24 protein-coding genes and 3 pseudogenes are annotated in these 24,595 nt (G+C 61.9%); 13 read left to right on the forward strand and 14 right to left on the reverse strand.

Annotated elements, in window-relative coordinates; translation table 11 throughout:
- A pseudogene (locus tag F6S12_RS20960) lies at positions 1-300 on the forward strand (glutamine synthetase); the annotation flags it as partial.
- A gap of 140 nt (positions 301-440) precedes the next feature.
- The gene (locus F6S12_RS20965) at positions 441-1,079 is read left to right on the forward strand and encodes a TetR/AcrR family transcriptional regulator (RefSeq protein ID WP_011064104.1); all 639 of its coding nucleotides are present in this window, start codon (positions 441-443) and stop codon (positions 1,077-1,079) included.
- Between the two features lie 8 nt (positions 1,080-1,087).
- On the opposite strand, the gene coaA is transcribed toward F6S12_RS20965, so the two are convergent.
- The 11 genes from coaA to argE all read right to left on the reverse strand — a co-directional run bounded on the left by coaA (position 1,088) and on the right by argE (position 12,438).
- The gene (coaA, locus tag F6S12_RS20970) at positions 1,088-2,005 is read right to left on the reverse strand and encodes a type I pantothenate kinase (protein ID WP_125062285.1); all 918 of its coding nucleotides are present in this window, start codon (positions 2,003-2,005) and stop codon (positions 1,088-1,090) included.
- Positions 2,006-2,122: 117 nt separating this feature from the next.
- Positions 2,123-2,338 carry a molybdopterin-binding protein gene (locus F6S12_RS20975; protein WP_011064106.1) on the reverse strand — a complete coding sequence of 72 codons (216 nt, stop codon included), beginning with the start codon at positions 2,336-2,338 and terminating at the stop codon, positions 2,123-2,125.
- 34 nt (positions 2,339-2,372) lie between these two features.
- Positions 2,373-3,179, reverse strand: a complete 807-nt coding sequence (gene ssuB / locus F6S12_RS20980; protein ID WP_011064107.1) for an aliphatic sulfonates ABC transporter ATP-binding protein — start codon at positions 3,177-3,179, stop codon at positions 2,373-2,375.
- On the reverse strand, positions 3,176-3,964 hold the full coding sequence (gene ssuC, locus F6S12_RS20985; RefSeq protein ID WP_011064108.1) for an aliphatic sulfonate ABC transporter permease SsuC: 789 nt from the start codon (positions 3,962-3,964) through the stop codon (positions 3,176-3,178). Before ssuC ends, ssuB begins: the two co-directional genes overlap by 4 nt.
- Before the next feature lie 9 nt (positions 3,965-3,973).
- On the reverse strand, positions 3,974-5,122 hold the full coding sequence (gene ssuD, locus F6S12_RS20990; RefSeq protein WP_015637415.1) for an FMNH2-dependent alkanesulfonate monooxygenase: 1,149 nt from the start codon (positions 5,120-5,122) through the stop codon (positions 3,974-3,976).
- A gap of 24 nt (positions 5,123-5,146) precedes the next feature.
- Positions 5,147-6,112 (reverse strand): sulfonate ABC transporter substrate-binding protein, encoded by a 966-nt coding sequence (locus F6S12_RS20995; protein WP_011064110.1) that lies wholly within the window; start codon positions 6,110-6,112, stop codon positions 5,147-5,149.
- Positions 6,113-6,201: 89 nt separating this feature from the next.
- Positions 6,202-6,795, reverse strand: coding sequence for an NADPH-dependent FMN reductase (ssuE, locus tag F6S12_RS21000; protein WP_011064111.1), 594 nt, complete (start codon positions 6,793-6,795; stop codon positions 6,202-6,204).
- A gap of 311 nt (positions 6,796-7,106) precedes the next feature.
- Entirely contained in the window at positions 7,107-7,745 is a 639-nt protein-coding gene (locus F6S12_RS21005) for a peroxiredoxin (protein ID WP_011064112.1), read from the reverse strand.
- Positions 7,746-8,018: 273 nt separating this feature from the next.
- Complete coding sequence (locus F6S12_RS21010; protein WP_011064113.1) at positions 8,019-9,344, reverse strand: OprD family porin; 1,326 nt, start codon at positions 9,342-9,344, stop codon at positions 8,019-8,021.
- A gap of 501 nt (positions 9,345-9,845) precedes the next feature.
- Positions 9,846-11,144, reverse strand: coding sequence for an amino-acid N-acetyltransferase (gene argA, locus F6S12_RS21015; protein WP_011064114.1), 1,299 nt, complete (start codon positions 11,142-11,144; stop codon positions 9,846-9,848).
- Between the two features lie 136 nt (positions 11,145-11,280).
- Positions 11,281-12,438, reverse strand: a complete 1,158-nt coding sequence (gene argE, locus F6S12_RS21020; RefSeq protein WP_011064115.1) for an acetylornithine deacetylase — start codon at positions 12,436-12,438, stop codon at positions 11,281-11,283.
- Between the two features lie 158 nt (positions 12,439-12,596).
- On the opposite strand from argE, the gene F6S12_RS21025 reads away from it, so the two are divergent.
- Positions 12,597-13,964: an inorganic triphosphatase gene (locus tag F6S12_RS21025; RefSeq protein WP_011064116.1), complete on the forward strand. Its 1,368-nt coding sequence runs from the start codon at positions 12,597-12,599 to the stop codon at positions 13,962-13,964.
- 9 nt (positions 13,965-13,973) lie between these two features.
- Here F6S12_RS21025 and F6S12_RS21030 read toward each other — a convergent pair whose 3' ends face one another.
- The gene (locus F6S12_RS21030) at positions 13,974-14,444 is read right to left on the reverse strand and encodes an Lrp/AsnC family transcriptional regulator (protein ID WP_011064117.1); all 471 of its coding nucleotides are present in this window, start codon (positions 14,442-14,444) and stop codon (positions 13,974-13,976) included.
- A 124-nt stretch (positions 14,445-14,568) separates the two neighbouring features.
- On the opposite strand from F6S12_RS21030, the gene F6S12_RS21035 reads away from it, so the two are divergent.
- The 7 genes and pseudogenes from F6S12_RS21035 to F6S12_RS21060 all read left to right on the forward strand — a co-directional run bounded on the left by F6S12_RS21035 (position 14,569) and on the right by F6S12_RS21060 (position 20,351).
- The gene (locus F6S12_RS21035) at positions 14,569-14,886 is read left to right on the forward strand and encodes a hypothetical protein (protein WP_011064118.1); all 318 of its coding nucleotides are present in this window, start codon (positions 14,569-14,571) and stop codon (positions 14,884-14,886) included.
- A gap of 113 nt (positions 14,887-14,999) precedes the next feature.
- Positions 15,000-16,778, forward strand: coding sequence for a GspE/PulE family protein (locus F6S12_RS21040; RefSeq protein ID WP_315869293.1), 1,779 nt, complete (start codon positions 15,000-15,002; stop codon positions 16,776-16,778).
- A gap of 496 nt (positions 16,779-17,274) precedes the next feature.
- A pseudogene (locus tag F6S12_RS33905) lies at positions 17,275-17,601 on the forward strand (HAMP domain-containing protein); the annotation flags it as partial.
- Between the two features lie 141 nt (positions 17,602-17,742).
- On the forward strand, positions 17,743-18,456 hold the full coding sequence (locus tag F6S12_RS33910) for a methyl-accepting chemotaxis protein (RefSeq protein WP_370059455.1): 714 nt from the start codon (positions 17,743-17,745) through the stop codon (positions 18,454-18,456).
- A gap of 126 nt (positions 18,457-18,582) precedes the next feature.
- On the forward strand, positions 18,583-19,503 hold the full coding sequence (locus F6S12_RS21050) for an SPFH domain-containing protein (protein WP_011064121.1): 921 nt from the start codon (positions 18,583-18,585) through the stop codon (positions 19,501-19,503).
- A 10-nt stretch (positions 19,504-19,513) separates the two neighbouring features.
- Positions 19,514-19,963, forward strand: coding sequence for an NfeD family protein (locus F6S12_RS21055; RefSeq protein ID WP_065365057.1), 450 nt, complete (start codon positions 19,514-19,516; stop codon positions 19,961-19,963).
- A gap of 70 nt (positions 19,964-20,033) precedes the next feature.
- Entirely contained in the window at positions 20,034-20,351 is a 318-nt protein-coding gene (locus F6S12_RS21060) for a DUF2388 domain-containing protein (RefSeq protein WP_011064123.1), read from the forward strand.
- Between the two features lie 72 nt (positions 20,352-20,423).
- Here F6S12_RS21060 and F6S12_RS21065 read toward each other — a convergent pair whose 3' ends face one another.
- Positions 20,424-21,095 (reverse strand): TetR/AcrR family transcriptional regulator, encoded by a 672-nt coding sequence (locus F6S12_RS21065; protein WP_011064124.1) that lies wholly within the window; start codon positions 21,093-21,095, stop codon positions 20,424-20,426.
- Between the two features lie 141 nt (positions 21,096-21,236).
- Here F6S12_RS21065 and F6S12_RS21070 point away from each other — a divergent pair, with 141 nt between their 5' ends.
- Entirely contained in the window at positions 21,237-22,121 is an 885-nt protein-coding gene (locus F6S12_RS21070) for a DAPG hydrolase family protein (RefSeq protein WP_019093573.1), read from the forward strand.
- Positions 22,122-22,172: 51 nt separating this feature from the next.
- Here F6S12_RS21070 and F6S12_RS21075 read toward each other — a convergent pair whose 3' ends face one another.
- Positions 22,173-22,775 (reverse strand): TetR/AcrR family transcriptional regulator, encoded by a 603-nt coding sequence (locus tag F6S12_RS21075; RefSeq protein WP_011064126.1) that lies wholly within the window; start codon positions 22,773-22,775, stop codon positions 22,173-22,175.
- 461 nt (positions 22,776-23,236) lie between these two features.
- Here F6S12_RS21075 and F6S12_RS21080 point away from each other — a divergent pair, with 461 nt between their 5' ends.
- Complete coding sequence (locus tag F6S12_RS21080) at positions 23,237-24,325, forward strand: hydroxymethylglutaryl-CoA synthase (protein ID WP_015637422.1); 1,089 nt, start codon at positions 23,237-23,239, stop codon at positions 24,323-24,325.
- Between the two features lie 29 nt (positions 24,326-24,354).
- Positions 24,355-24,595: pseudogene (locus F6S12_RS21085) on the forward strand (thiolase family protein); the annotation flags it as partial.

The following is a 24,595-nucleotide window of genomic DNA, read 5'->3' on the forward strand; positions in this document are numbered from 1 at the left end:
GGCGCCGACGCCAACCCCTATCTGCTGATGGCTTCGGTCCTGGCGGGCGTGCACCACGGCCTGACCAACAAGATCGAGCCGGGGGCGCCTACCGAAGGCAACTCCTACGAGCAGAACGAGCAGAGCCTGCCGAACAACCTGCGTGATGCCCTGCGCGAGTTGGACGACAGCGAAGTCATGGCCAAGTACATCGATCCGAAATACATCGATATCTTCGTCGCCTGCAAGGAAAGTGAGCTGGAGGAGTTCGAACACTCCATCTCCGACCTCGAGTACAACTGGTACCTGCACACCGTGTAAGCGCCAGCTGCATTGAAGAACGCCGCCGGGTTTATCCCGGCGGCGTTTTTTTATGCCCGTGATTCGGATGCGCCCAGGCTGCGGCTACAGGGACAACGGCCCACTCGCGTACAATGCCCGCTGCCCTGTAGGAGAGACTGATGACGCGCACCGCCCCGCTTCGCAAACCCCGTGCACGCAGCCAGGCCCGGATCGACTCCATACTCGACGCCGCACGGACCCTGCTGGCGGCCGAGGGCGTGGCCAGCCTGTCGATCTACAGCGTGGCCGACAAGGCGCAGATCCCGCCATCCTCGGTCTATCACTTCTTCGCCAGCGTCCCGGCCCTGCTGGAAGCCCTTACCGCCGATGTCCACGCGGCGTTCCGCGCCTGCCTGCTGGAACCTATCGACCATGAGCGGCTCAGCAGCTGGCGCGACCTGTCACGCCTGGTGGAGCAACGCATGCTCGACATCTACGGCGAGGACGCGGCGGCCCGCCAACTGATCCTCGCCCAGCACGGCCTGACCGAAGTCACCCAGGCCGACCGCCAGCACGACATCGAGCTGGGGGACCTGATGCACAAGCTGTTCGATCATCATTTCGAGTTGCCGACGCTACCCGTCGATGTCGACGTGTTCGCCCTGGCCATGGAGCTGGGAGATCGGGTGTATGCCCGCTCCGTGCAGCAGCACGGGCAGATCACCCCGCGCATGGCCGAGGAAGGCATGCGCGTCTTCGATGCCTACCTGGGCCTGTACCTGCCGCCCTACCTGGCCAAGCGCCCCACCCCGCCCTGAACGCCGGTTCAGGCCTGACGCAGCAGCAACCGGTCGATGCTGTGGTCCGCCGACTTGTGGATGATCAGGTTGGCTCGCTCCCGAGTCGGCAGGATGTTTTCAACCAGGTTCTTCAGGTTGACCCGGTCCCAGGTATCGGAGGCCACTGACAGCGCCTCGGAATCGGACAGGCCCTTGTACTTGTTGAAATAGGAATCCCCCGACTGGAAGGCAGTGTTCTTCAGGTAGACGAACCGCTCCAGGTACCAGGTCTTGATGGTCGCTTCGGGAGCGTCGACATAGATCGAGAAGTCGATGAAATCCAGGGCGTTCAGGCCCTCGCCCTGCTCACCCTGCAACACATTCAAGCCTTCCAGGATGATGATGTCCGGCGCCTCCACCGACTGCGCCTCATCGGCCAGGATGTCGTAGCGCACATGGGAATAGATGGGAATCCGCGCCGCTTCGCCCCGGCGGCACACCGCCTGGAGAAAATCCAAGAACAGCGGCTTGTCATAGGACTCTGGAAAGCCCTTGCGGTGCAGGATGTTTTTTTCCTGCAGGGTGGCCAGCGGGAACAGGAACGAATCCGTGGTCACCAGGTGCACATTGGGCTTGCCCGGCCAATAGGCCAGCAGCGCCGCCAGGACCCGGGCAAAACTGCTCTTGCCCACCGCCACGCTGCCGGAAACACCGATCACGTAGGGGGCCTTGAAACCTGTCTGCGGCACCTTCAGCGATTGCACCTGCGCCGCATGCAAATGCAGCAGGCGCGACAGCGGCAGGAGGATCTGCCGCACTTCTTCGGACGCCATGGGCTGGGTCGGACTGGTCAGCGTCTCCATCTCGGATGGCGCAAGACTCATCGGCTCACCGGCCCGCAGAGCGGCCCAATGGTCGCGATCGAACTCCAGATACCCCACATTTGGACCCTGCTCTGTTGTCATGTTTACTGTTCAGGTCTTGCCGAAAGCAGGGAAAGTATCAAATCTGACCGGTATTTACAGCGCCCATGAAAAAGCCCCGAAGGGCTCGCACCGTTCGGGGCCGTGATCGGGCGCCGTTCACAACTTGGCGATCGATACCTCGGTGGACTTCACAAAGGCGATCACTTCGCTGCCAATCGACAGCTCCAGCTCTTTCACCGAGCGGGTGGTGATCACCGAAGTGACAATGCCGGAAGCGGTCTGCACGTCGATTTCCGACAGCACGTCGCCTTCGACGATTTCCTTGATGGTGCCCTTGAACTGGTTGCGTACGTTGATGGCCTTGATGGTCATGGTGTTTCTCCTGGGGTCGAAATGAGCGGCTGTTTTAAAGTGCCCAGCGCAGTTGCGTGGGCAAGGGTGAAACGGGTTCCGGTTCCGGCGGCGAGCCGGGCAATGACAGCACGCGGTTGAGGACTTCGGTCTCCAGCGCCGCCAGGCGATGGGAACCCCGTACCCGCGGGCGTGGCAGCTCGACGTGCAGGTCGAGACCGACCTCGCCGTCTTCGATCAGGATCACCCGATCGGCGATCGCCACCGCTTCGCTGACATCGTGGGTGACCAGCAGCACGGTGAAGCCATGCTGCTGCCACAGGCGTTCGATCAACTGCTGCATCTCGATCCGCGTCAGGGCATCCAGCGCCCCCAGCGGCTCGTCCAGCAGCAACAGCCGCGGTTGATGGATCAGGGCACGGGCCAGGGCCACGCGCTGCTTCTGCCCACCGGACAGGGCCGCCGGCCATTCCTGGGCGCGATCCGCCAGGCCCACGGCTTCCAGAGCTTGCAGGGCTTGGGGGCGCCAGTTGCCCTTGAGCCCGAGCCCGACGTTATCGATGACCTTTTTCCAGGGCAGCAGGCGCGCCTCCTGGAACATCAACCGGGTGTCTTCAATGGCAGCGCTCAAGGGCGCGGAACCGGCCAACAGTTCGCCAGCACTTGGCTGGTCGAGACCGGCCAGCAGGCGCAGCAAGGTACTTTTGCCGCAGCCGCTGCGCCCCACCACCGCCACGAACTGGCCGGCGGGAATGTGCAGGTCGATTTCCCGCAGCACCTGCCGCGAGCCGAAGGTCTTTTGCAGTTTGCGCACCGCCAGGGGAATGCCCTGCAGCAGCCGCGGAGGTTGTTGAGCCGTCATTGGGCACCGCCTTTGGCGACCTGGTAGGCCGGATGCCAGCGCAGCCAGACCCGTTCCAGGCCACGCGCGGCCAGGTCCGCCAGCTTGCCGAGCACCGCGTACAGAACGATCGCCAGCACCACCACGTCGGTCTGCAGGAACTCCCGGGCGTTCATTGCCAGGTAGCCGATGCCGGAGCTGGCGGAAATGGTTTCAGCGACGATCAGGGTCAGCCACATGAAGCCCAAGGCAAAGCGCACCCCCACCAGGATCGAAGGCAGGGCGCCGGGCAGGATCACCTGGCGGAACAGGGCGAAGCCGGACAGGCCGTAGCTGCGCGCCATCTCCACCAATGCCGGGTCGACGTTGCGGATGCCGTGGTAGGTATTGAGGTAGATCGGGAACAGCGTGCCCAGGGCCACCAGGAAAATCTTCGCCGACTCATCGATGCCGAACCACAGGATCACCAGGGGAATCAGCGCCAGGTGCGGCACATTGCGGATCATCTGTACCGAGCTGTCCAGCAGCCGCTCACCCCATTTCGACAGGCCGGTGATAAAGCCCAGCGCCAGGCCGATGCCGCCACCAATGACAAAACCCAGGCCGGCGCGCCAGCCGCTGATGGCCAGGTGGGTCCAGATATCGCCACTGCGTACCAGGCTGACCCCGGCCTCGATCACCGCGCTGGGGGCCGGCAGGATGCGGGTCGACAGCCAGCCCGCCGACACCGACAGTTGCCACACCGCCAACAACAGCAGCGGCAGGCCCCAAGGCGCCAGACGCTGCACTATGCGTTGTCCGTTCATGGCCGCACCTCAGCTCTGGGACACGGCTTTGGGAATGATGTCGTTGGCGACCATCTCCCCGAACGGGCTGACGTAACCCGCCGCCTCAGGCAGCTTGGGACGTTCGATGTCCAGGTGCGGGAACAGCAGTTCGGCCACCCGGTAGGCCTCTTCCAGGTGCGGATAGCCGGAGAAGATGAAGGTGTCGATGCCCAGGTCCGCATACTCCTGCATGCGGGCCGCCACGGTCGGGCCGTCGCCCACCAGGGCCGTACCGGCACCGCCGCGCACCAGGCCGACCCCGGCCCAGAGGTTGGGGCTGACTTCCAACTGGTCGCGGCGGCCGCCATGCAAGGCGGCCATGCGCTGCTGGCCTACGGAATCGAAGCGCGCCAGGGACGCCTGGGCCCGGGCGATGGTGTCGTCGTCCAGATGGGAAATCAGCCGCTCGGCAGCCTGCCAGGCCTCGGCGTTGGTTTCCCGCACAATCACATGCAGGCGGATGCCGAAGCGTACGGTGCGCCCGAGTTTGGCGGCCTTGTCCCGCACCTGTTGGATCTTCTCGGCTACTGCGGCCGGCGGCTCGCCCCAGGTCAGGACCATCTCCACCTGCTCGGCGGCCAGGTCCTGGGCCGCTTCCGAGGAGCCACCAAAATACAGCGGCGGACGGGGTTGCTGCAGCGGCGGATAGAGCAGCTTGGCGCCCTTCACGCTGATGTGCTGGCCGTCGTAGTCCACGGTTTCACCTTCCAGCACCCGACGCCAGATACGGGTGAACTCCACCGAAGCCTGGTAGCGCTCCTCATGGTCGAGGAACAGGCCGTCGCCGGCCAGTTCGTCCGGATCCCCCCCGGTCACCAGGTTGAACAGCGCCCGGCCGCCGGACAACCGGTCCAGGGTCGCTGCCTGGCGCGCCGCTACCGTCGGGGAGATGATCCCCGGGCGCAGGGCCACGAGGAACTTCAGACGCTGGGTCACCGGGATCAGCGACGCCGCCACCAGCCAGGAGTCCTCGCAGGAGCGTCCGGTGGGGATCAGCACGCCGCCGAACCCCAGGCGATCGGCAGCCTGGGCGATCTGCTGCAGGTAAGCATGATCGACGGCGCGAGCGCCTTCGGCGGTGCCAAGGTAATGGCCGTCGCCGTGGGTAGGCAGGAACCAGAAGATATTGAGGCTCATGGAGTTGTCTCCTAAGGGGTCGAATTACGGTGCTTTGGCCACGGCGGCGGTGGGCGTCCAGATCACGTCTTTGATGCTCAGCGGCTTGGGAATCAGCTTGAGCTGGTAGAAGCTGTCGGCGATTTTCTGCTGCGCGGCGATCACTTCCGGGGTCAGGAAGCCCGCGCCATAGCCCTGGCGCTTAACCGAAGTGAGGGTGATGTCGGCCGGCAGGCCCAAAAGCGGTGCCACCTGCTGGGTGACTTCCTGCGGATTGCCCTTGGACCACTCGCCCACCGCCCGCACTTCTTCCACCAGGGCGGTAATCACCTCGGGATGCTGTTGCGCGTAGGGTTTGGTGGCCAGGTAGAACTGGTGGTTGTCGACGATGCCCGAGCCGTCACGCAGGGTACGAGCCTGTAGCTGCTGCTCGGCGGCTGCCTGGTAGGGGTCCCAGATGGCCCAGGCATCGACGCTGCCCCGCTCGAATGCGGCGCGGGCATCAGCCGGCGGCAGGAACACGGTCTGGATATCACTGTATTTCAGGCCGGCGTCTTCCAGAGCGCGGACCAGCAGGTAATGGACGTTGGAGCCCTTGTTCAGCACCACCTTCTTGCCCTTGAGGTCCTGCACCGACTGGATCGGCGAACCCTTGGGCACCAGGATCGCTTCGCTATGGGGGGCCGGCGGCTCGTAGGCCACATACAGCAAGTCGGCACCGGCGGCCTGGGCAAAGACTGGCGGGGTCTCGCCGGTCACGCCGAAGTCGATGGACCCGACATTGAGGCCCTCCAGCAACTGTGGGCCTCCGGGAAATTCAGTCCACTGCACCTCGACGCCCTGCTGCGCCAGGCGCTTCTCCAGGGAACCCTTGGCCTTGAGCAGCACCAGGGTGCCGTACTTCTGATAACCGATCCGCAAGGTCTCGGCCTGAGCTTGAACAATGGCGCCGAAGGACACAGCCGCAGCAAACAGAGCGACCAGACCGCGACGCAAAATGACAGGGCGCATGGCGCTCTCCTTTTTGCTATGGGGTTGTGGCTGCACCTGCTTGCCCGTTGGCGGGCGAGTAAGGCGAGTATTTCAATCGGGAGTGAGGCTCAAATGCTCCAGCGAGCACTCAACAGGCGTTCATTGAGCAGATGCGGATCCAGCGGCTTGGGGCGACGGGCCATGGCGCTGTGGAACTGCTCGAGCGCTTCTTTCAAGCGTTGCTCCAGGGCCTCGGCCAATTGCGGCTGGGCGCTGCCCTCGCCGTAGGCGATCTGGCTGTCCTCGGCAAAGATGCCCTGGAGCATCTCCTGGGCCTTGAGGGCCGAAAGCACCGGCTTCAATGCGTAATCCACCGCCAGCATGTGGGCAATGCTGCCGCCGGTAGCCATGGGCAGCACCACCTTGTGGCTCAGGGCCCGCTCGGGCAGCAGGTCGAGCAGGGTTTTCAGGGCCCCGGAAAACGACGCTTTGTACACCGGCGTCGCAATCAGCAGGCCATCGGCCTGTTCGATCTGTTGCAGCAGGTCGATGACCTTGGGGCTGTCGAAGCGCGCGTGGAGCAGATCCTCGGCCGGGAAGTCCCGTACCTGGTAGCTGACCACTTCCACGCCTTGCTGCTGTAACCAGCGCTTGGCCAACTCCAGCAGCACCCCGGAACGGGAGCGTTGGCTGGGACTGCCACCGAGAGAGACCACCAGCATGCAGAGAATTCCTTGAACGAAGAAAGCGATTCGCGGGATGCGATCTCGCCGAATTGGAGAGACCTTAACAGCCTATTTTTATATCCATAAATCTTATTTATTCATTTGTTTATTCCTTAAAAATATATAAGGAAGTATTTTCCGCAGGCAAAAAAATAGGCCGTCGAAACGGCCTTAAAACCCCTGCTTTATGGATCTGTTGCTCCTGCGTGCTTCGTAGGAGCGGGCTTGCCCGCGAAAGGGTCCGCGAAACTTGCGCCGGCCTCACGACCGCCTTTGTCGGCAAGCGAGCTCCTACGGCGGTTGGTGTATCAGCGGTTGGGTTGCGGCGTCAGGCGCAGATAGGGCTTCACTGCGCGATAGCCCTTGGGAAAGCGACGCTTGATCTCTTCCTCGTCCTTGAGCGAAGGCACGATCACCACTTCGTCACCGTCCTGCCAGTTGGCCGGGGTGGCCACCTTGTAGTTGTCGGTGAGTTGCAGCGAATCGATTACCCGCAGGATTTCGTGGAAGTTGCGCCCGGTGCTGGCCGGGTAGGTGATGGTCAGGCGAATCTTCTTGTTCGGGTCGATGACGAACAGCGAGCGTACGGTCAGGGTGTCGTTGGCATTGGGGTGGATCAGGTCATAGAGGTCCGAGACCTTGCGATCGGCATCCGCCAGGATCGGGAAGTTGACCCGGGTGTTCTGGGTCTCGTTGATGTCTTCGATCCACTTGTGATGGGAGTCCACCGGGTCCACCGAGAGGGCAATGGCCTTCACCCCGCGTTGAGCGAATTCGTCCTTGAGCTTGGCGGTAAAGCCCAACTCGGTGGTGCACACCGGAGTGAAATCCGCCGGATGAGAAAACAGCACGCCCCAGCTATCGCCCAGCCACTCGTGGAAACGAATCTTGCCGGCACTGGAATCCTGTTCGAAGTCGGGGGCGATGTCGCCCAGTCTGAGGCTCATGGGTGCTGCTCCTGTGAGTGCGTGATGAAGCTACTCTGCCTGCACGGGAGACTATTTAAAAAGAATATATATCGATTTATTAATAACCGAATTGAATATTAAAAATCTCTTCACTGGACTCGCGGACAAGCGAAGACCACCCTTCTCAACAAGGTTCGAGAAGGCCTTGAGTAGCTGTAAAAAGAGGGGGATTCAGGAAGGGCTCACGGGGGTGGGCCTGACTTGAAACAACACCTCGCCCGGCATTGCGCCGGGCGAGGCTTTATCACGCTATTACAGCAGCGGGATCGAATAGCTGACGATCAGGCGGTTTTCGTCCTGGGAACGAGTCGAAGCCAGGTCGGTACGCCACATAGCGTTTTTCCAGGCAAAGCCGAGGTTTTTCAGCGGGCCTTCCGGAATAACGTAAGCAACAGTCAGGTCACGTTCCCACTCAGTCTTGTCGCCGACGGTGGTCTCGATGTTGTTGCCGCGCAGGTAAATCACGTTAGCGGTCAGGCCTGGTACGCCAACCTTGGCGAAATCATAGCCGTAACGCGCCTGCCAGGTACGCTCGCCAGCACGGGCGAACTTCTGGATTTGCATGTCGGTGATGGTGCTGTTGGAGGAGCCGTCACCCTGGTTCAGCCAAGGGAAGTCGCTGTCGCCGTTTGTGTACTGATAGCCACCGCCGAAGGTGTGCCCTTCAACCGAGTAAAGGGCCAGGTAGCTGTACAGGTTGTTGTCGACCTTGCCCTTGGTGATGTTGCCGCCGTAGTAGCCTGGGGAGAAGTAAGTGGCGGTATCACCGTTGGCACCGTTGTCACGGCTGCGGTAGTAACGCAGGTCACTTTTCAGGACGCCCGGGCCGATAGCCCAGTTGTGCACCAGACCCAGGAAGTTCTGGGTGTAGAAGTCTTTCAGCTCGCCGTAGTAGTAGGAAGCGGTCAGATCCTTGGTGATCTTGTAGTCCGCACCGGCGAAGTAGAACTTGTTGGTGAACTCACCTTTGCTGTAGTTGGAACCAGCGTTGGCGTTAGCGATCGACAGACCTTCGTTGTTGCTCGAGTTACGGCCTTTGGCGTGCTCGATCTGACCTGCGGTCAGGGTCAGGTCCTTGATCTCGTTCGAAGTGATCTGGCCACCCTGGAAGGTTTGTGGCAGCAGACGACCATCGTTAGTCTTGATAACCGGGTTGTTCGGCTGGAGGGTACCGATCTTCAGTTCGGTCTGGGAGATCTTGACCTTGCCGGTCAGGCCCAGGCTGGCGAAGTCAGGAACTGCACGGTTGCCGTCGCTTGGAAAGATGGTGCCACCGGAAGCACTCCCGCTGGAGTTACCACTCTTGGCAGGGCTGGAATCCAGACGAACGCCGTACAGGCCAATAGCGTCAACACCGAACTGAACGGTACCTTGGGTGTAACCCGAGATGAAACGCAGATCGAAGCCTTGGCCCCATTCTTCGTTCTTGTTCGCGCCAGGACCGTCACGGTTATCAGTATTGATATAGAAGTTGCGCAAGCCCAGGGTGGCCTTGCTGTCTTCGATGAAACCGGCGGCGCCTGCCTGCTGCGCCAAAACCCCTACGGCCACAGCCAGGGCCAAGGTGGACTTGTTCATGTTTCGCTCCTCTCGTTTCTAATTCTTGTGGTTCCTGGCCCCGGATCGAACGCCCGGGTGCCACAGATGCGCGATTAGCGCCAGACCGTGACTGATAAGTCAATCGTAACGACCTGTGTCTACGACCATGGTCTAATCGCAGTGATTTGGTCCATGCAGGGTAATGAATTACTCATAAACCCAAAAAGAATTGTTTAATTCTTTTTCATACCTTTCAGGAATAAAGCTCGCCATTATCAAACGGCGAATCGCAGCGTAGACGCTCGCAAGCTTATTTCTGAAAAATATTCCCCTGACTCAGCCCCCAAGATCCCCTGCGTGTACAAGCGCAAAACGTCATTCAGGATCAAAAAAGCGACGCAATCATGGCTAAGAGCCTATCCTCCCGTCAATTTGTTACAGTTTTTGTATCGAAATGAAATTTTTCTGACATGTGCAACTGGCCGCCACGGTTCGATCAATTGATCGGGCCGTGGCGGCCAGTTGCGCAAAGAGGCGGGTTCAGAGGGCTTTTTCGAAGATCTTCGAATTGCGCTGGTAGTTGTACAGCGAGGCCCGGGCCGATGGCAGGCGCTCGACACTGCTGGGCACGAAACCCCGCTCGCGGAACCAGTGAGCGGTACGAGTGGTGAGGACGAACAGCGTCTTCAAGCCCTGGGCCCGAGCGCGGGTCTCGATCCTTTCCAGCAGCTCGTCGCCACGCTTGCCATGGCGGTACTCGGGGTTCACCGCCAGGCACGCCAGCTCACCGGCATCGGAATCGGCAATCTGGTACAGGGCCGCGCAGGCGATGATCATGCCCTCGCGCTCCACCACACTGAACTGCTCGATCTCGCGCTCCAGCACCTCGCGGGAACGCCGCACGAGGATGCCCTGCTCTTCCAGCGGGCTGATCAGCTCCAGCAAGCCGCCCACGTCCTCGATCGCCGCCTCGCGCACCCGCTCGAACTGTTCCTGGGCCACCAGGGTACCGCCGCCGTCGCGGGTGAAGAGTTCGGTCAGCAAGGCGCCGTCCTCGGCGTAGCTGACGATATGGCTGCGTCCGACTCCGCCGCGGCACGCCTCGGCGGCGGCATCCAGCAGCTCGGCCTGATAGTTGCCCCCCAGGCGCTGCAAATGCGCCGGCACCTGTTGCGGGCGTAATTCGCGCACCAGCTTGCCGTTTTCATCCAGCAGGCCCGGGTCGGCGCCGAACAGCAGTAGTTTGTCGGCCCCAAGGTCGATGGCGGCGCGCGTGGCCACGTCTTCGCAGGCCAGGTTGAAGGTTTCCCCGGTGGGGGAATAACCCAGGGGCGAGAGCAGGACGATCGAGCGCTCGTCCAGCAGGCGATTGATGCCCTTGCGATCGACCCGGCGCACTTCGCCGGTGTGGTGATAGTCGACGCCTTCCAGCACGCCGATCGGACGGGCAGTCACCAGGTTGCCGCTGGCCACCCGCAACCGCGAGCCCTGCATCGGTGAAGAGGCCATGTCCATGGACAGGCGCGCCTCGATAGCGATGCGCAACTGGCCCACGGCATCGATCACGCACTCCAGGGTTGCCGCGTCGGTGATCCTAAGGCCGTGATGGTAATGGGGCGTCAGGCCACGGGCCGCCAGGCGAGCTTCGATCTGTGGGCGCGAGCCGTGCACCAGCACCAGGCGCACCCCCAGGCTGTGGAGCAGCACCAGGTCGTGGACGATATTGCCGAAGTTGGGGTGTTCAACGCCGTCGCCGGGCAGCATGACCACGAAGGTGCAGTCGCGGTGGGCATTGATATAGGGAGACGCGTGGCGAAGCCAATTGACGTATTCGGGCATGAACCTGAGCCTGTAAATAAAAAGCAGCCTATGAAAGGACGAAACGGAAAACTCACAGCGGGCTGATGGTTATCGTCGGAACAGGCTTGGCAACACGCTTACTCTCCTCATGGGTACGGACAAGGCCACCGGCAATTTACTGAAATTGGGCCGGCGTCAGGCAGTAATGTTCAATCAATTCACGTAATAGATGCACGGTAGGCTGCAAGCGTGACATTTCGAGGTACTCCCCCGGCTGGTGGGCACAGGCGATATCACCCGGGCCGAGCACCAGGGTCTCGCAGCCAAGGCGCTGAAGATAAGGCGCTTCGGTGCCAAACGCTACTGCTTCGGCACGATGCCCGGTCAACCGCTCTGCCACTCGCACCAACTCGGCATCCTCGGGCTGCTCGAAAGGCGGGACCGCGGGGAACAACGGCGCATAGTCGATCTTCACTTCATGGCGTTCGGCAATCGGCTTGAGCTTCTGCCGGATGGCCTCGCGCAGCACATCCGGATCCATGCCCGGCAGGGGCCGCAGGTCGAACTCCAGGGAACACTGGCCACAGATGCGGTTGGGGTTGTCGCCGCCATGGATGCAGCCGAAGTTCAGGGTCGGTTGCGGGACGCTGAACTGCGCATTGCGGTACTCGCGCTGCCACAGCAACCGCAGGCCCCGCAGCTCGCCAATGGCATCGTGCATGGCTTCCAGGGCACTGCGACCCAGGCTCGGGTCCGACGAATGACCGCTGCGGCCGAGGATCTCGATGCGCTCCATCATCACCCCCTTGTGCAGGCGGATCGGCTTGAGCCCCGTAGGCTCGCCGATCACCGCCGCGCGCCCCAGGGGCCGGCCGGCTTGCGCCAAGGCCCGCGCCCCGGCCATGGAGCTTTCTTCGTCGCAAGTGGCGAGGACCAGCAGCGGCTGCTTGAAAGGCTGATCCAGCAGGGGCCGCACTGCCTCGATGATCAGGGCGAAGAAACCCTTCATGTCGCAACTGCCCAGGCCGACCCAGCGGCCGTCGACTTCGGTCAGCTTCAAGGGGTCGGTCTGCCACAGCGCGCTGTCATAGGGCACGGTGTCGCTGTGCCCGGCCAGTACCAGGCCGCCAGGGCCACTGCCGAAACTGGCCAGCAGGTTGAACTTGCCGGGGCTGACCTGCTGGATGTCACAGGCAAAACCCAGGTCGCCGAGCCAACCGGCCAGCAGGTCGATCACCGCACGGTTGGATTGATCCAGTGCTGCTTGAGTGCAGCTCACCGATGGCGCGGCGATCAGCGCGGCAAACTGATCCTTCATGGACGGCAGGGGCATGAGCTGTCTCCGGGAATCCCAATGTGAGGCCCATCATAGAGGCATCCCGCAAGCGGAAGGAACCGCCGCGGCACCTGCGGGCGCCTTGTCCTGTACACTGCACGGCCTTGGCAGCCAACTCTTCCCCGGCTGCGCTCCCGATCCTGGATTTTCCGGCCATGCAGAAAGAAACCGAAATCAAACTCCGCGTCAGCCGCGAAACCCTCGCCGCCCTGCGCGAGCACCCGCTACTGAAAAAACGCAATAAAAGTGGCTGGGAACGCCGTGAACTGATGAATCAGTACTTCGACACCCCAGAACGCGACCTGGCCCGGGCCAAAGTCGCCCTGCGCCTGCGTCGCGACGGTGACGCGGTGATCCAGACCCTGAAGACCAGCGGCCAGAGCGTCGCCGGCCTGTCCGAACGCAACGAGTACGACTGGCAACTGGCCAAGGCCAAGCTGGACGTGAAAAAGCTCGAAGGCCAATGCTGGCCCGAAGCCCTGGCCGAACTGGACAAGAAGACCCTCAAGCCATTGTTCACCACGGATTTCGTCCGCGAGCGCGCGGAAATCGCCTGGGGCCGCGGCAAGGCCAAGGTGGTGATCGAAGCCGCCCTGGACTTGGGCCAAGTCATCGCCGGCAAGCAAAAGGAAGAAATCTGCGAGCTTGAACTGGAGCTGCGTGAAGGCGAACCGGCTGCCCTGCTGGAGTTGGCAGCAGAGCTGGCCCTGACCCTGCCGCTGATGCCCTGCGACATCAGCAAGGCCGAGCGCGGCTATCGCCTGTTCGACGCCGGCAGCTACTCCCTGAGCCTGCCCGCGCCGCAATTGAGCGCCGAGACGCCCCTGGACGAAGCTTTCGCCGCTCTGGCCTGGCACCTGCTGGGCAGCAGCCAGCGCCTGGCCGAGCAGTACCGCTTCAATGGCCACTGGCGCCTGCTGCAGGACTGGGTGGACAACCTTGCCGAGCTGCGAGCCCTGGCCAGCAGCCTGGGCCAGGCCGCACCGCGCCAGTCCACCGCTGAATTGCGCAGTGCCCTGGACGCCCTGCTGGAAGACTGGCGTCCGCTGGTACAGGCCGGTCTTGATGACGAAGACGTGCGCAAGGCCGCGCCGGAGCAGTTCATCGAAGAGTTGCAGGACGTGCGCTGGGGCCTGTTCTCGCTGAATACCTCGCGCTGGCTGCTGGCCCGGGCCTGGACCACTGACCGCAACACCCGGGGCAACCGCCAGGGCGCCGCACAGCTGGGCAGCTGGTTGCCACGCCTGCTGGCCGAGGAAGCCACCTCCCTGCAACTGCCGCGCTATCAGCAGCAACCGGAAGACCTGGCCGAGCAGTTGCCGCGCATTGAACGCATCCAGGCCTGGTTGCACCACGCCCGCTCCGCGCTGGAGATCCCGGAGCTGGACCGTCTCTATGGCGAGTTGAACAAACTGGCCCAGCTGGCCAACGAGCCGATCACCGACGAAGCCCTCGACGCCCGCAAGCAGCAGGCCATCGCGGTGTTCCAGAACCGCGCCTGGAAAACCCTCCTGCGCCTGTAACCCCGCCCCTCAGCGCATGACCGGCAGGCTGGTGGTGGACTTGATCTCCGACAGGGCAACGATCGAGTTCACCTCCTGGATACCCGGCACCATGGACAGCTTCTCGAAGAAGAAGCGTTCATAGGCTTCGATATCCGCGGTCACGATCCGCAGCAGAAAGTCCACCGCGCCCATCAGCACATAGCACTCCAGCACTTCCGGAAAACCGCGGATCGCCTCGGTGAATTCGGTGAAGTTGGAGCGCCCGTGAGCGTTGAGCTTGATCTCGGCGAAGATCTGCGTGTTGAGGCCGATCTTCTTGCGGTCCAGCAGGGTCACCTGGCCGCGGATCACCCCCTCCTCCTTCATCCGCTGGATCCGTCGCCAGCATGGCGACTGGGACAACCCCACCTGCTCGGCGATCTGCGCACTGGAAAGCGAGGCGTCCTCTTGCAGCAGCGCGAGGATGCGGCGGTCATAGGCGTCCAGGTCGCTATGCATAATAAATACCCATAAACATTAAAAATTGAATTGAACAATTCATATTCAAGCAAATAAACCCAATCTTAGATAAGAAATACCCGAAACCGAATGTAAAAATTTCTCCACTGACCTGGAGACCGCCATGCCCCCTTTCGAGCCAGCCCCCCGCGCCGATGCCTGGAACCTCAACAATGCTCACTGTCGCGTGCACTACCGGATAGTGGCCGACGCCGAGGCCGATGTGCTGTGCCGCATCCTCAACCACTTCGCCCTGCAGTTCCTGGTGCCGCAGCGGGTGTCGATGCAGCAGCAGGACGCCACGCTGTATATGGAGGTGGAACTCGACGACCTGAGCTGGCATCGGGCCCAGGTGATTGGCGCAAAGCTGCGCAACCTGATCAGTGTCTGTGACGTGGAGCTGGAGCTGGCGGAACCTTCGCGCCTGCAGGCCGCGGGTTGATCCCGGCAAAACCCTGCAACCCTTGGCAAGCATTCCCTTGAGGCCCCGGGGACTATTCTTGGCTGTTCGTGGTCAGAGACCCACATCTGGACAACAGCCCCAAGGAATCGCCCATGAGCGCCGCGCACCTTCCCCAGGACCGCTGGCTGGACCTCAGCGAACTGCTGCGTGAATTGCTGGCCCAGGGCCGCATCAGCCAGGATGCCGCCGAGCAGGCCATGAGCGTCCGGCATCAGGCAGCCGGTAACCTGCTGCATCCCCTGGAAGTGATCGCCGGCCAGCAATTGCCCGACCTGCAGCAACTCGGCACACATCTGGACCTGGACAGCCTCACGGCCTGGCTGGCCCGGCAAGCCGGCCAGCCTTACCTGCGTATCGACCCCCTGCGCATCGACGTGGCCAGCATCACGCCGCTGATGTCCTTCGCCTTCGCCCAGCGGCACAAGATCCTTGCCGTGGCCGTGGATGGGCAGAGCGTTACCGTGGCCAGCGCCCAACCTTACGTCAGTGCCTGGGAAGCAGACCTGGCCCATGTTCTCAAGCGCACGGTGCGACGGGTGGTGGCCAGCCCGCTGGACATCCAGCGCCTGACCCTGGAGTTCTATCGCCTGGCCAAGTCGGTCAGCGGCGCCAGCAGCGAACAGAAAGCCAGTGGCCTGGGCAACTTCGAGCAACTGCTGAAACTGGGGGCCAGCGACCAGGAGCCGGATGCCGACGATGCGCACATCGTCAATATCGTCGACTGGCTGTTCCAGTACGCCTTTCAGCAAAGGGCCAGCGACATCCATATCGAACCCCGCCGCGAGCACGGCACCCTGCGCTTTCGCATCGATGGCGTATTGCACAACGTCTACCAGTTCCCGCCCCAGGTCACCCTGGCCATCGTCAGCCGACTCAAGAGCCTGGGGCGCATGAACGTCGCGGAAAAGCGCAAGCCCCAGGATGGCAGGGTCAAGACGCGCACCCCCGACGGCAGCGAAATCGAGTTGCGGCTCTCGACCCTGCCCACGGCGTTCGGTGAAAAGCTGGTGATGCGCATCTTCGATCCCCAGGTACTGCTCAAGGATTTCGACCAGTTGGGCTTTGGCACCGATGACCTGAGCCGCTGGCAAGCCATGACCGCCCAGGCCCACGGCATCATCCTGGTCACCGGGCCCACCGGCTCGGGCAAGACCAGCACCCTCTACACCACCCTGAAGAAGCTCGCGACCCCCGAGGTCAACCTGTGCACCATCGAGGACCCGATCGAGATGATCGAACCGGCGTTCAACCAGATGCAGGTCCAGCACAATATCGACCTGAGTTTTTCCAGCGGCGTGCGTGCACTGATGCGCCAGGACCCCGACATCATCATGATCGGCGAGATCCGTGACCTGGAGACCGCGGAAATGGCCATCCAGGCCGCACTTACCGGGCACCTGGTGCTGTCTACCCTGCACACCAACGACGCCCCCGGCGCCATCAGCCGACTGCTGGAACTGGGCGTGCCCCATTACCTGATCAAGGCCACCCTGATCGGGGTCATGGCCCAGCGCCTGCTGCGCACCCTCTGCCCGTACTGCAAGGTTCCCGCCCAGCTGACGGCGGATGACTGGGAAAGCCTGACCGGAACCCGGCACCTGCCACCCGCTGCCGGCGGCCAGCGCGCGGTGGGCTGCGCCGAATGCCGGGGTACCGGTTACCACGGGCGCACCGGGGTCTACGAAATCATGCCCTTGGGTTCCCCCCTCAAGGCCCTGATCCATCGCGACCTGGATCTTGCCCGCCTGCACCACCAGGCCTGCGCGGAAGGCATGCGCAGCCTGCGCCTGGCTGCCGCGCACAAGGTTGCCCAAGGTCTGACCAGCCTTGAGGAAGCGCTACGGGTCACGCCCGGCAACCAGCCCCCATAGCGGCACAGGAGGCGAACCCCAGGCGCTGGACTACGCTTGAGTCACCGCCGAGATAAGCAGGGAGCCCGGTATGAACATTCGTCAAAACATGCTCGCCACCGGGGTTGTCAGCCTCCTGGCCATTGCCCTGGTGGCCGGGCTGGGTTTATGGGGCCAGTCACGCCTGGCGCGGGCACTGGTGGACAACGAACTCAACGCCAGCGCCCTGCGCAACCACCTGGAGGCCGACATGATGCACGACGCCCTGCGGGCCGATGTGCTGGAGGCCCTGAGCAGCCAGCCCGGCGATGCCGCCGCTGGCGAAGAGGTCCGCAATAGCCTGCGCGAACACGGCGACTGGTTCCGCAAGGCCCTGGCGGAAAACGCCAAGTTGCCCCTGGCACCGGAAATCCGCAACGCCATCACCGAACTGCAGCCGGTGCTGGAAAACTACATTCACGCCGCCGAGAACATCGCCGGGCAGGCCCTCAAGGACCCACAGGCCGCGCGCCTGCAAATGCCGGAGTTCTCCCAGCGCTTCAGCGAAGTGGAGAGCCGCAACGCCGCCCTCAGCAGCCAGATCGAAGCCAGCACCGCCCAAACCCGCGAACTCAGTGAAAGTGCGGTCCGCCAGGCCGCCTGGTGGCTGATCGGCGGCAGCCTGCTGGCCGCCCTGGCACTGGCTCTGTTGACCCGGCAGCTGCTCACCCGGGTGCTCAAACCCCTGGAAAAATCCGTGGCCACCGCCCGGGCCATTGCCCAGGGCAACCTGACCACGCCCATCAGCGTCGACAGGCATGACGAGGCCGGCCAACTGCAACAGGCCCTTGGAGAAATGCAAGACAACCTGCGGCAGATGATCACCACCATCCGCCATGAAAGCGAAGAGTTGCGCGGCCGCTCCCACAGCCTCAGCGACACGTCGCTGAGCATTGCCGACGGCGCCACCGAACAGGCCGACGGCGCCACCAACATGGCCGCAGCCATGGAGCAGATGATCAGCAATATCGCCCAGGTGGCCGAACACGCGCGCAATGCCCAGGGCATTGCCGCCCAGTCCGAATCCCTGGCCGGTAGCGGCGGCCAGGTAATCCTCGGGGTCGTGGACGGCATGAGCCATATTGCCGAGGCGGTGAACCAGTCTTCCCGCAGCATCACCGCCCTGGGCCAGTCCTCGGAAGAGATCCACTCGATCATCCAGGTAATCAACGGCATCGCCGAGCAGACCAACCTGCTGGCCCTGAACGCCGCCATCGAAGCCGCCCGGGCCGGGGAAGCCGGCCGGGGGTTCGCCGTGGTGGCTGACGAAGTGCGCAATCTGGCAGCCCGCACCGCACAGTCCACCCGGGAAATCACCGGCATGATCGAACGCATCCGGGAAACCACCGAACAAGCCGTGAACAGCATGCAAACCGGGGTCAGCCGGGTCAACGACGGGGTCCAGATGGCCCAGCAGGCGGGCACCTCGATCAATGAGATCCGCCAGGGCGCCCAGCGCTCGGCGGTGATGGTGGAGGAGATTTCCCTCACCATCGGCGAGCAGTCCAAGGCCAGTAGCGAAGTGGCACAACGGGTGGAGATGATCAGCCTGGTAGCCCGGCGCAACAGCCAGGCCATGCGTGAGCTGACCCAGACCGTGGAGCAGATGGAAAACTCCGTGGCCACCTTGCAGACCTCGGTCACCCGCTTCCAACTGTGAGGCCACGGGCACGCCGGTGATGTGTGTCCTGATGATGCAAGGGCCACGGTATCTCTGCGCGCGACCGGGCGCCGCCGTACACTCGCCCCCCTGTGCCCCTTGATCACATCTGAGCAGGAGAATGTTATGCAGATCGGAAGCGTGTTGTTACTTTTCGTCGGCCTCGCCGTGGCCATCGTCTTCATGGGTTTCAAGGTCGTGCCCCAGGGCTACCAATGGACCGTGGAACGCTTCGGCCGCTACACCAACACCCTGAAGCCGGGGTTGAACATCATCATTCCGGTGATGGATCGCATCGGGCGCAAGATCAACGTGATGGAAAGCGTGCTGGATATCCCACCCCAGGAAGTCATCACCGCCGACAACGCCACGGTGCAGATCGACGCCGTGTGTTTCTTCCAGGTGGTCAACACCGCCCAGGCCGCCTATGAGGTCAACAACCTCGAGCACGCCATCCGCAACCTGCTGCAAACCAATATCCGTACGGTGCTCGGTTCCATGGAACTGGACGCCATGCTGAGCCAACGTGACGGCATCAACGAGAAACTCCTGCGAACCGTCGATGAGGCCACCGCCCCCTGGGGGATCAAGATCACCCGGATCGAAATCAAGGACATCAGCCCACCCGCCGACCTGATGGCGGCCATGTCCGGGCAGATGAAGGCCGAGCGGGTCAAGCGTGCGCAGATCCTCGAAGCCGAAGGCCTGCGGGCCGCCGCCATCCTTACCGCAGAAGGCAAGAAGCAGGCACAGATTCTTGAAGCCGAGGGCGAACGCCAGGCGGCATTCCTCGAATCCGAAGCCCGGGAGCGTCAGGCCGAAGCCGAGGCCCGGGCGACCCAAGTGGTGTCCGAGGCGATTGCTACCGGCAATGTCCAGGCGATCAACTACTTCGTCGCGCAGAAATACATCGATGCCCTGGGCAAACTGGCGTCGGCCAACAACAGCAAGGTGATCCTGATGCCGCTGGAGGCCAGCCAGGTCATCGGCGCCGTGGGCGGCATCGGCGAGATCGTCAAGGCCACGTTCGACAGCAAGAAGGTCTGAGGCAGGCTTCATGTTGGCATTTGTGCAAGCTCTATCGTTCTGGGACTGGCTGGCCCTTGGCACCATCCTGCTGATCTTCGAAGTATTCGGGGCCGGCGGCTACCTGCTGTGGATCGGCCTCGCAGCCGCCACAGTCGGGGTCCTGACCTTTCTCATTCCCGGCCTGTCATGGGAGGTGCAGTTCCTCCTGTTCGGCCTGCTGTCGGTGCTCACCGCACTGTATTGGTGGCGCCGCCAGCGCAGCGTGGTACGCCCCAGCGATCAGCCGAACCTCAACCTGCGGGGCCAGGAGCTGATCGGCAAGACCTTTGTGGTGCACCAGGCGATTGTGGACGGCCGCGGGCGGATCAAGGTGGCCGACGGCGTGTGGATCGCCAAGGGGGCCGACGCCCCCGTGGGCGCCCGGGTACGGGTGGTGGGCCAGGAAGGCGCAATCCTGTTGGTCGAAAACCTTGACTGATGAGTCACGGAACTCCGCGGGGTTATCTAGAATCAAACGATGCAGATACCCCCTTTCGGAGTCACCCATCATGCGTCTGAAAATTGCTGTCGCCACCCTTGCCCTGCTGTCTCTTCCCGTTGGTTCGGCAATGGCCGACACCTTCTGGCGTAACGTCATTTCCTCCGGGGCCACCACCGGCTCCACCTACCTGACCTTCAAGGACCACAAGTTGATCGTCGCCGCCCAGGATGACGCCGGCAGCTTCGTTGCCAGCGATGGCAGCATTCGCGGCCCGTACCTGGAAGCCGCCATGCAGAAAGTCCGCGCCGACAACCCCGGCCTCAAGGCCACCGACATGGAACTGGCCAACGCCATCCTGGCGAAGAACGCTGTCGCTCAGGAGTAACCGTCGCCCCAGGGATGGCCGACAACAAACGCCGACCCCAGGGTCGGCGTTTTCGTGTGCCCGATCAGCCGGCTAGACCCCAGGTGTGCGGGACACTGCAGCCAGGCCGGCCAGGGCATAACTCATCATGTGCTCGATCAACGCCGGTGGATCCAGCTCCAGGCCGGGCAACACATTGCGCGCCAGCGGCTGATGGGCGATCAGCAGGAACAGGCAGGGCGCAAAAACGCTGACGGCGCTGCGCAGGGTAACCGGGTCCTCAGGCGATAGATCCATGATCTGGCCGAGGATGGTGCGCACGATCTTCGCCTTGGGAAACGCCTGCTCCTCCAGGATCGCCGGCAGCACCGCGGAGGGTGACAACAGTTCGCGGGTCAGGACTTTCAGCGCCCAGCCCTCACGCTGGTTGCCCAGCCCCTCGATGAGCACGGTGATGATCGCCCGCAGCTTGTCCTCGGGGCTGCCCTGGCTTTCACTCAGGCTGATCATGGTCTCGATCCGCACCAGGCGGTCGTGGGCCTCGCGCAGCACCGCTCGATACAGGCCGTCCTTGTTCTCGAAGTGGTAGTTGACCGAGGCGTTGTTGGCCCTGGAGTTCTCGCAGATCTGCTTGCTGGTGGTGTTGGCGTACCCCAGCTCAGCAAAAAGCTGGCCGGCCGTTTCCAGGATCTGTTGGCGGGTAGCCTGGCCATCCTGACGCGGCGTACGGGCCGCAGTTGGCTGCGGGGAAGCGGAAACGGCCATAGGCGCTCTCACTAAGTTAAATTCAAATTTGACTTTTGTTTATGGACTGCTTAGCTACAAAGCGCCAGTTTCTCGTTCAATTCCGTTAAGGGTTGCATCGAAATGGCGGCTATCTGTCAATTCACGCCAAAGGATATCAGCATGGAAGCGCGCAACATGACTCCCTTCACCTACTTCTCACTGCCCATGCAGAAGCTGTTCCTACGCAATCAGGCGGCGGTCAGGAACAAGCCCTACGCCAAGTATTTCCGGTCGGAAATGCGCGTGCCGCTGTCCGCCGTCCGTAAGATTCAGCAAGGCCCCATGGCCCTGGAAGACACCCTGACCCCGAGCATCGAGGACATCAATCGCCTGCTCGAACCGGACTTTGTCAGCGAGGAATCCGGTTACGCCCTGCTACCGGGCCCGATGGCCTACGTGCAAAGCCGCAAGTTCTTCCCCGGCTGCACCGCGCAGATGTTCAAGTGGTGGTTCATCTGGCACCCCGCGGAATCGGAGCGCTACACCCTGTGGTTCCCCTATGCCCATGTCAGCAACCCATGCGTGCACCACCAACGCCTGTGCGATGAGTCCCTGAGTTTTGAGGAACGGCTGTATGGCAACACCTTCTGCGCGTCGGAATATGTCGGCGATCGCCTGATGCACCTGCATATCGACTTCCAGCAGCCGGCCAGCCTGGGCCTGAACACCGATCTGTATCGCGAAGCGAAGATCGACGGCAGTGTCAGCGCCCTGATGAGCCTGGCGGATCATCCTGAGGTGCCGGTGTCGTTGATGGTGCATCTGTTCAAGGAAGTACCGGACGGCATGTACCTGACCAGCCGTTACTGGGTCGGGGCGCACCCGTCGATGGCCCGCTTTCCTGGGGCAGAAAAGGCTGCATCGCTGCTGAAGGAAAATGGCTTTGGCGAGGCCGAACTGGAGACCCTGGCCTACGAGTTCGCGGTGCACGACATGTGCGAGTTCAATCATCTGGCCAGCTTCCTGCCGGACCTGTATCGAGAGTTTGGCACCCCCGCAGCCTGAAACAACAGCCATTAAGCCCGAGAAACTCCAGGGCTTAATGGCTCGAAAGGATCAACGTTGCGTACCAGGACAAACACCGTTGATCAGCAGAGAAGTGAACTCCTCGATGTCCTGTTCCACCGTCAGTTGCTCAGTCAACAGCCGATACCAGCAAAAGCCGAAGATCATATCCAGCAGTAATTCACGGTTGGTGTCCTTGGGCAGCTCGCCGTTGCTGATGGCATTTTCCACCAGTTTTTTCGGCATTTCCCTTCTGCGCTCCATGAACTGATCCTTGAGCTGGGTCAAGGTTGCGGGATCCAGTTGCGCTTCGGCGATCACACAGCGAAAGGCCTCGCCACAAATAGTCTCCCTCCAGACTTTCCAGAGATTTCGCAGCAAAAAGTCGAGATCTGCCTTGAACGAGCCGAGATCAGGAAACTTTCTGACTTGTTCGCTCTCGTTTTCATAAACCTCGGCGATCAACGCCGCCTTGTTCGTCCACCAGCGATAGATAGTTGGCTTGCTGGCCCCCGCCCGACGGGCGACGGACTCGATACTGAGCCCGGAATAGCCGCATTCCTTAAGGATTTCGATGGTGGAAGTGAGAATGGCTTTATGAGTATGGGGACTTCGCAAAGAGCCGATGGAGCTGCGAGAGGGGGTACGAGCCACAATAAAAAATCTCCAGGCAGGGCGCTTGACAAACGCAACGCAGGGTATAGGATTCCCTCGAATCGAAATGAAACGGTCCGTTTCGTTTCATTCTTGAAAGAATCATGAATTTCTTACACCGATCTATCTAGTTTTTAAAATATCGCGTAAGGGTTGAGCAGCTCAGGCCTTGTAACTTGGAGTTCCTCGAATTCGAGGCTTCGGCCCTTTTCCCTTAAGAGATTAGATCGTCTGAAATTATTACTAAACGAAACGTTCCGTATCATAGCACAGTGAGGTGAATAAAAACAGCTTTCGAGTGGGTTTTCCCCTATTTGGAGTCTGCTGTTAAACCGCTCTGGCCTGCAGGTTTCACCAGGTGTGGCCAGGAGAAAGGCAGCAAAACTGTTTTCCGTATGTTTCAAGGGTGCTTCTGAGCAGGCACGACCCAGTTTTCTGAAAAGAATGGAATCAAGAGGAAAATGAACGTGAAAAAGATAGGTATTGTCAGCTATGGCGCGGGTATTCCGGTATGCCGCCTGAAAGTCCAGGAAGTGATCAACGTCTGGAAAAACACCGACCTCAAGCTGGTGGAGGAAAACCTCGGCGTCACGGAAAGAGCCGTGCTGCAACCGGATGAAGATGTCATCACCCTCGGGGTGCTGGCGGCGCAACGGGCCCTGGATAAAGTCCCCGGTCATCAGATCGAAGCCCTGTACCTGGGCACCTGCACCAACCCCTATGACTCACGGGCCTCGGCTTCGATCATCCTGGAAATGCTCGGCAGCGGCTACGACGCCTATTGCGCCGACGTGCAGTTCGCCGGCAAGTCCGGAACTTCTGCCCTGCAGATCTGCCAGGCGCTGGTGGCTTCCGGCATGACGGGCAGCGCCCTGGCCATCGGCGCCGACACCATCAACCGCAACACCGCGCCGGGCGACCTGACCGAATCCTATGCCGGGGCCGGAGCCGCTGCGCTGCTGATCGGCAGCCAGGATGTCATCGCCGAATTCGACGCCAGCTTCTCCTGCGCCGCCGATGTCGCCGACAACATCCGCCCCCAGGGTGATCGCTACATTCGTTCGGGCATGGGCCTGGGCTCGGACAAGAACAGCATCGGCCTGGAAGACCAGACCCGCCGCGCCGCCGAAGGCCTGATGGCCAAGCTGCACACCAGCCCCGCCGACTATGACTATGTGGTGTTCCAGCAAAACCTGGTGTCCACGCCCTACTCCCTGGCCAAGCACCTGGGCTTCAACCCCAAGCAGGTGGAACCGGGCATCTATGCCGGCAACGTTGGCGATGCCGGATCGGCCAGCCCGCTGCTCGGCCTGATCAACGTACTGGACCAGGCACGCCCGGGGCAGAAAATTCTTCTGGTGTCCTACGGTTTCGGCGCCGGCAGCGACGCCATCGCCCTGACCGTCACCGACGCCATCGAGCAGTACCAGAAGCACAACAAGCCTCTGCGCGAACTGCTGGAATCCAAGATCTACGTCGACTACGGCACGTCCATCAAGTACGAGTTCAAGTACCTGCGGGCTGACTACGCCCTGACCGCCTATCTCTGATTACGCCTGTCTACGCAAGGAGCATGCACATGTGCGCACGTCGTGTTGCAATCGTTTCGGCCGCCTATACGCCGAAACCCGGAAGTTCACGAGTTCGGCAGACGTTCAAGGAAATGATCGTCGAGTCCGCCTACAAGGCTCTCAAGGACGCCAAGATGCACCCCCGGGAAATCCAGGCCGTGGCCTATGGTTATCACGGTGAAGGCATTTCCGAATATGGCGGCCTGGGCCCGACCATTTCCGACGCCCTGGGCATCAGCCCGGCGCCGA

This window comes from Pseudomonas sp. JV245A (assembly GCF_032424515.1).
GTDB classification, from domain to species: domain Bacteria; phylum Pseudomonadota; class Gammaproteobacteria; order Pseudomonadales; family Pseudomonadaceae; genus Aquipseudomonas; species Aquipseudomonas protegens.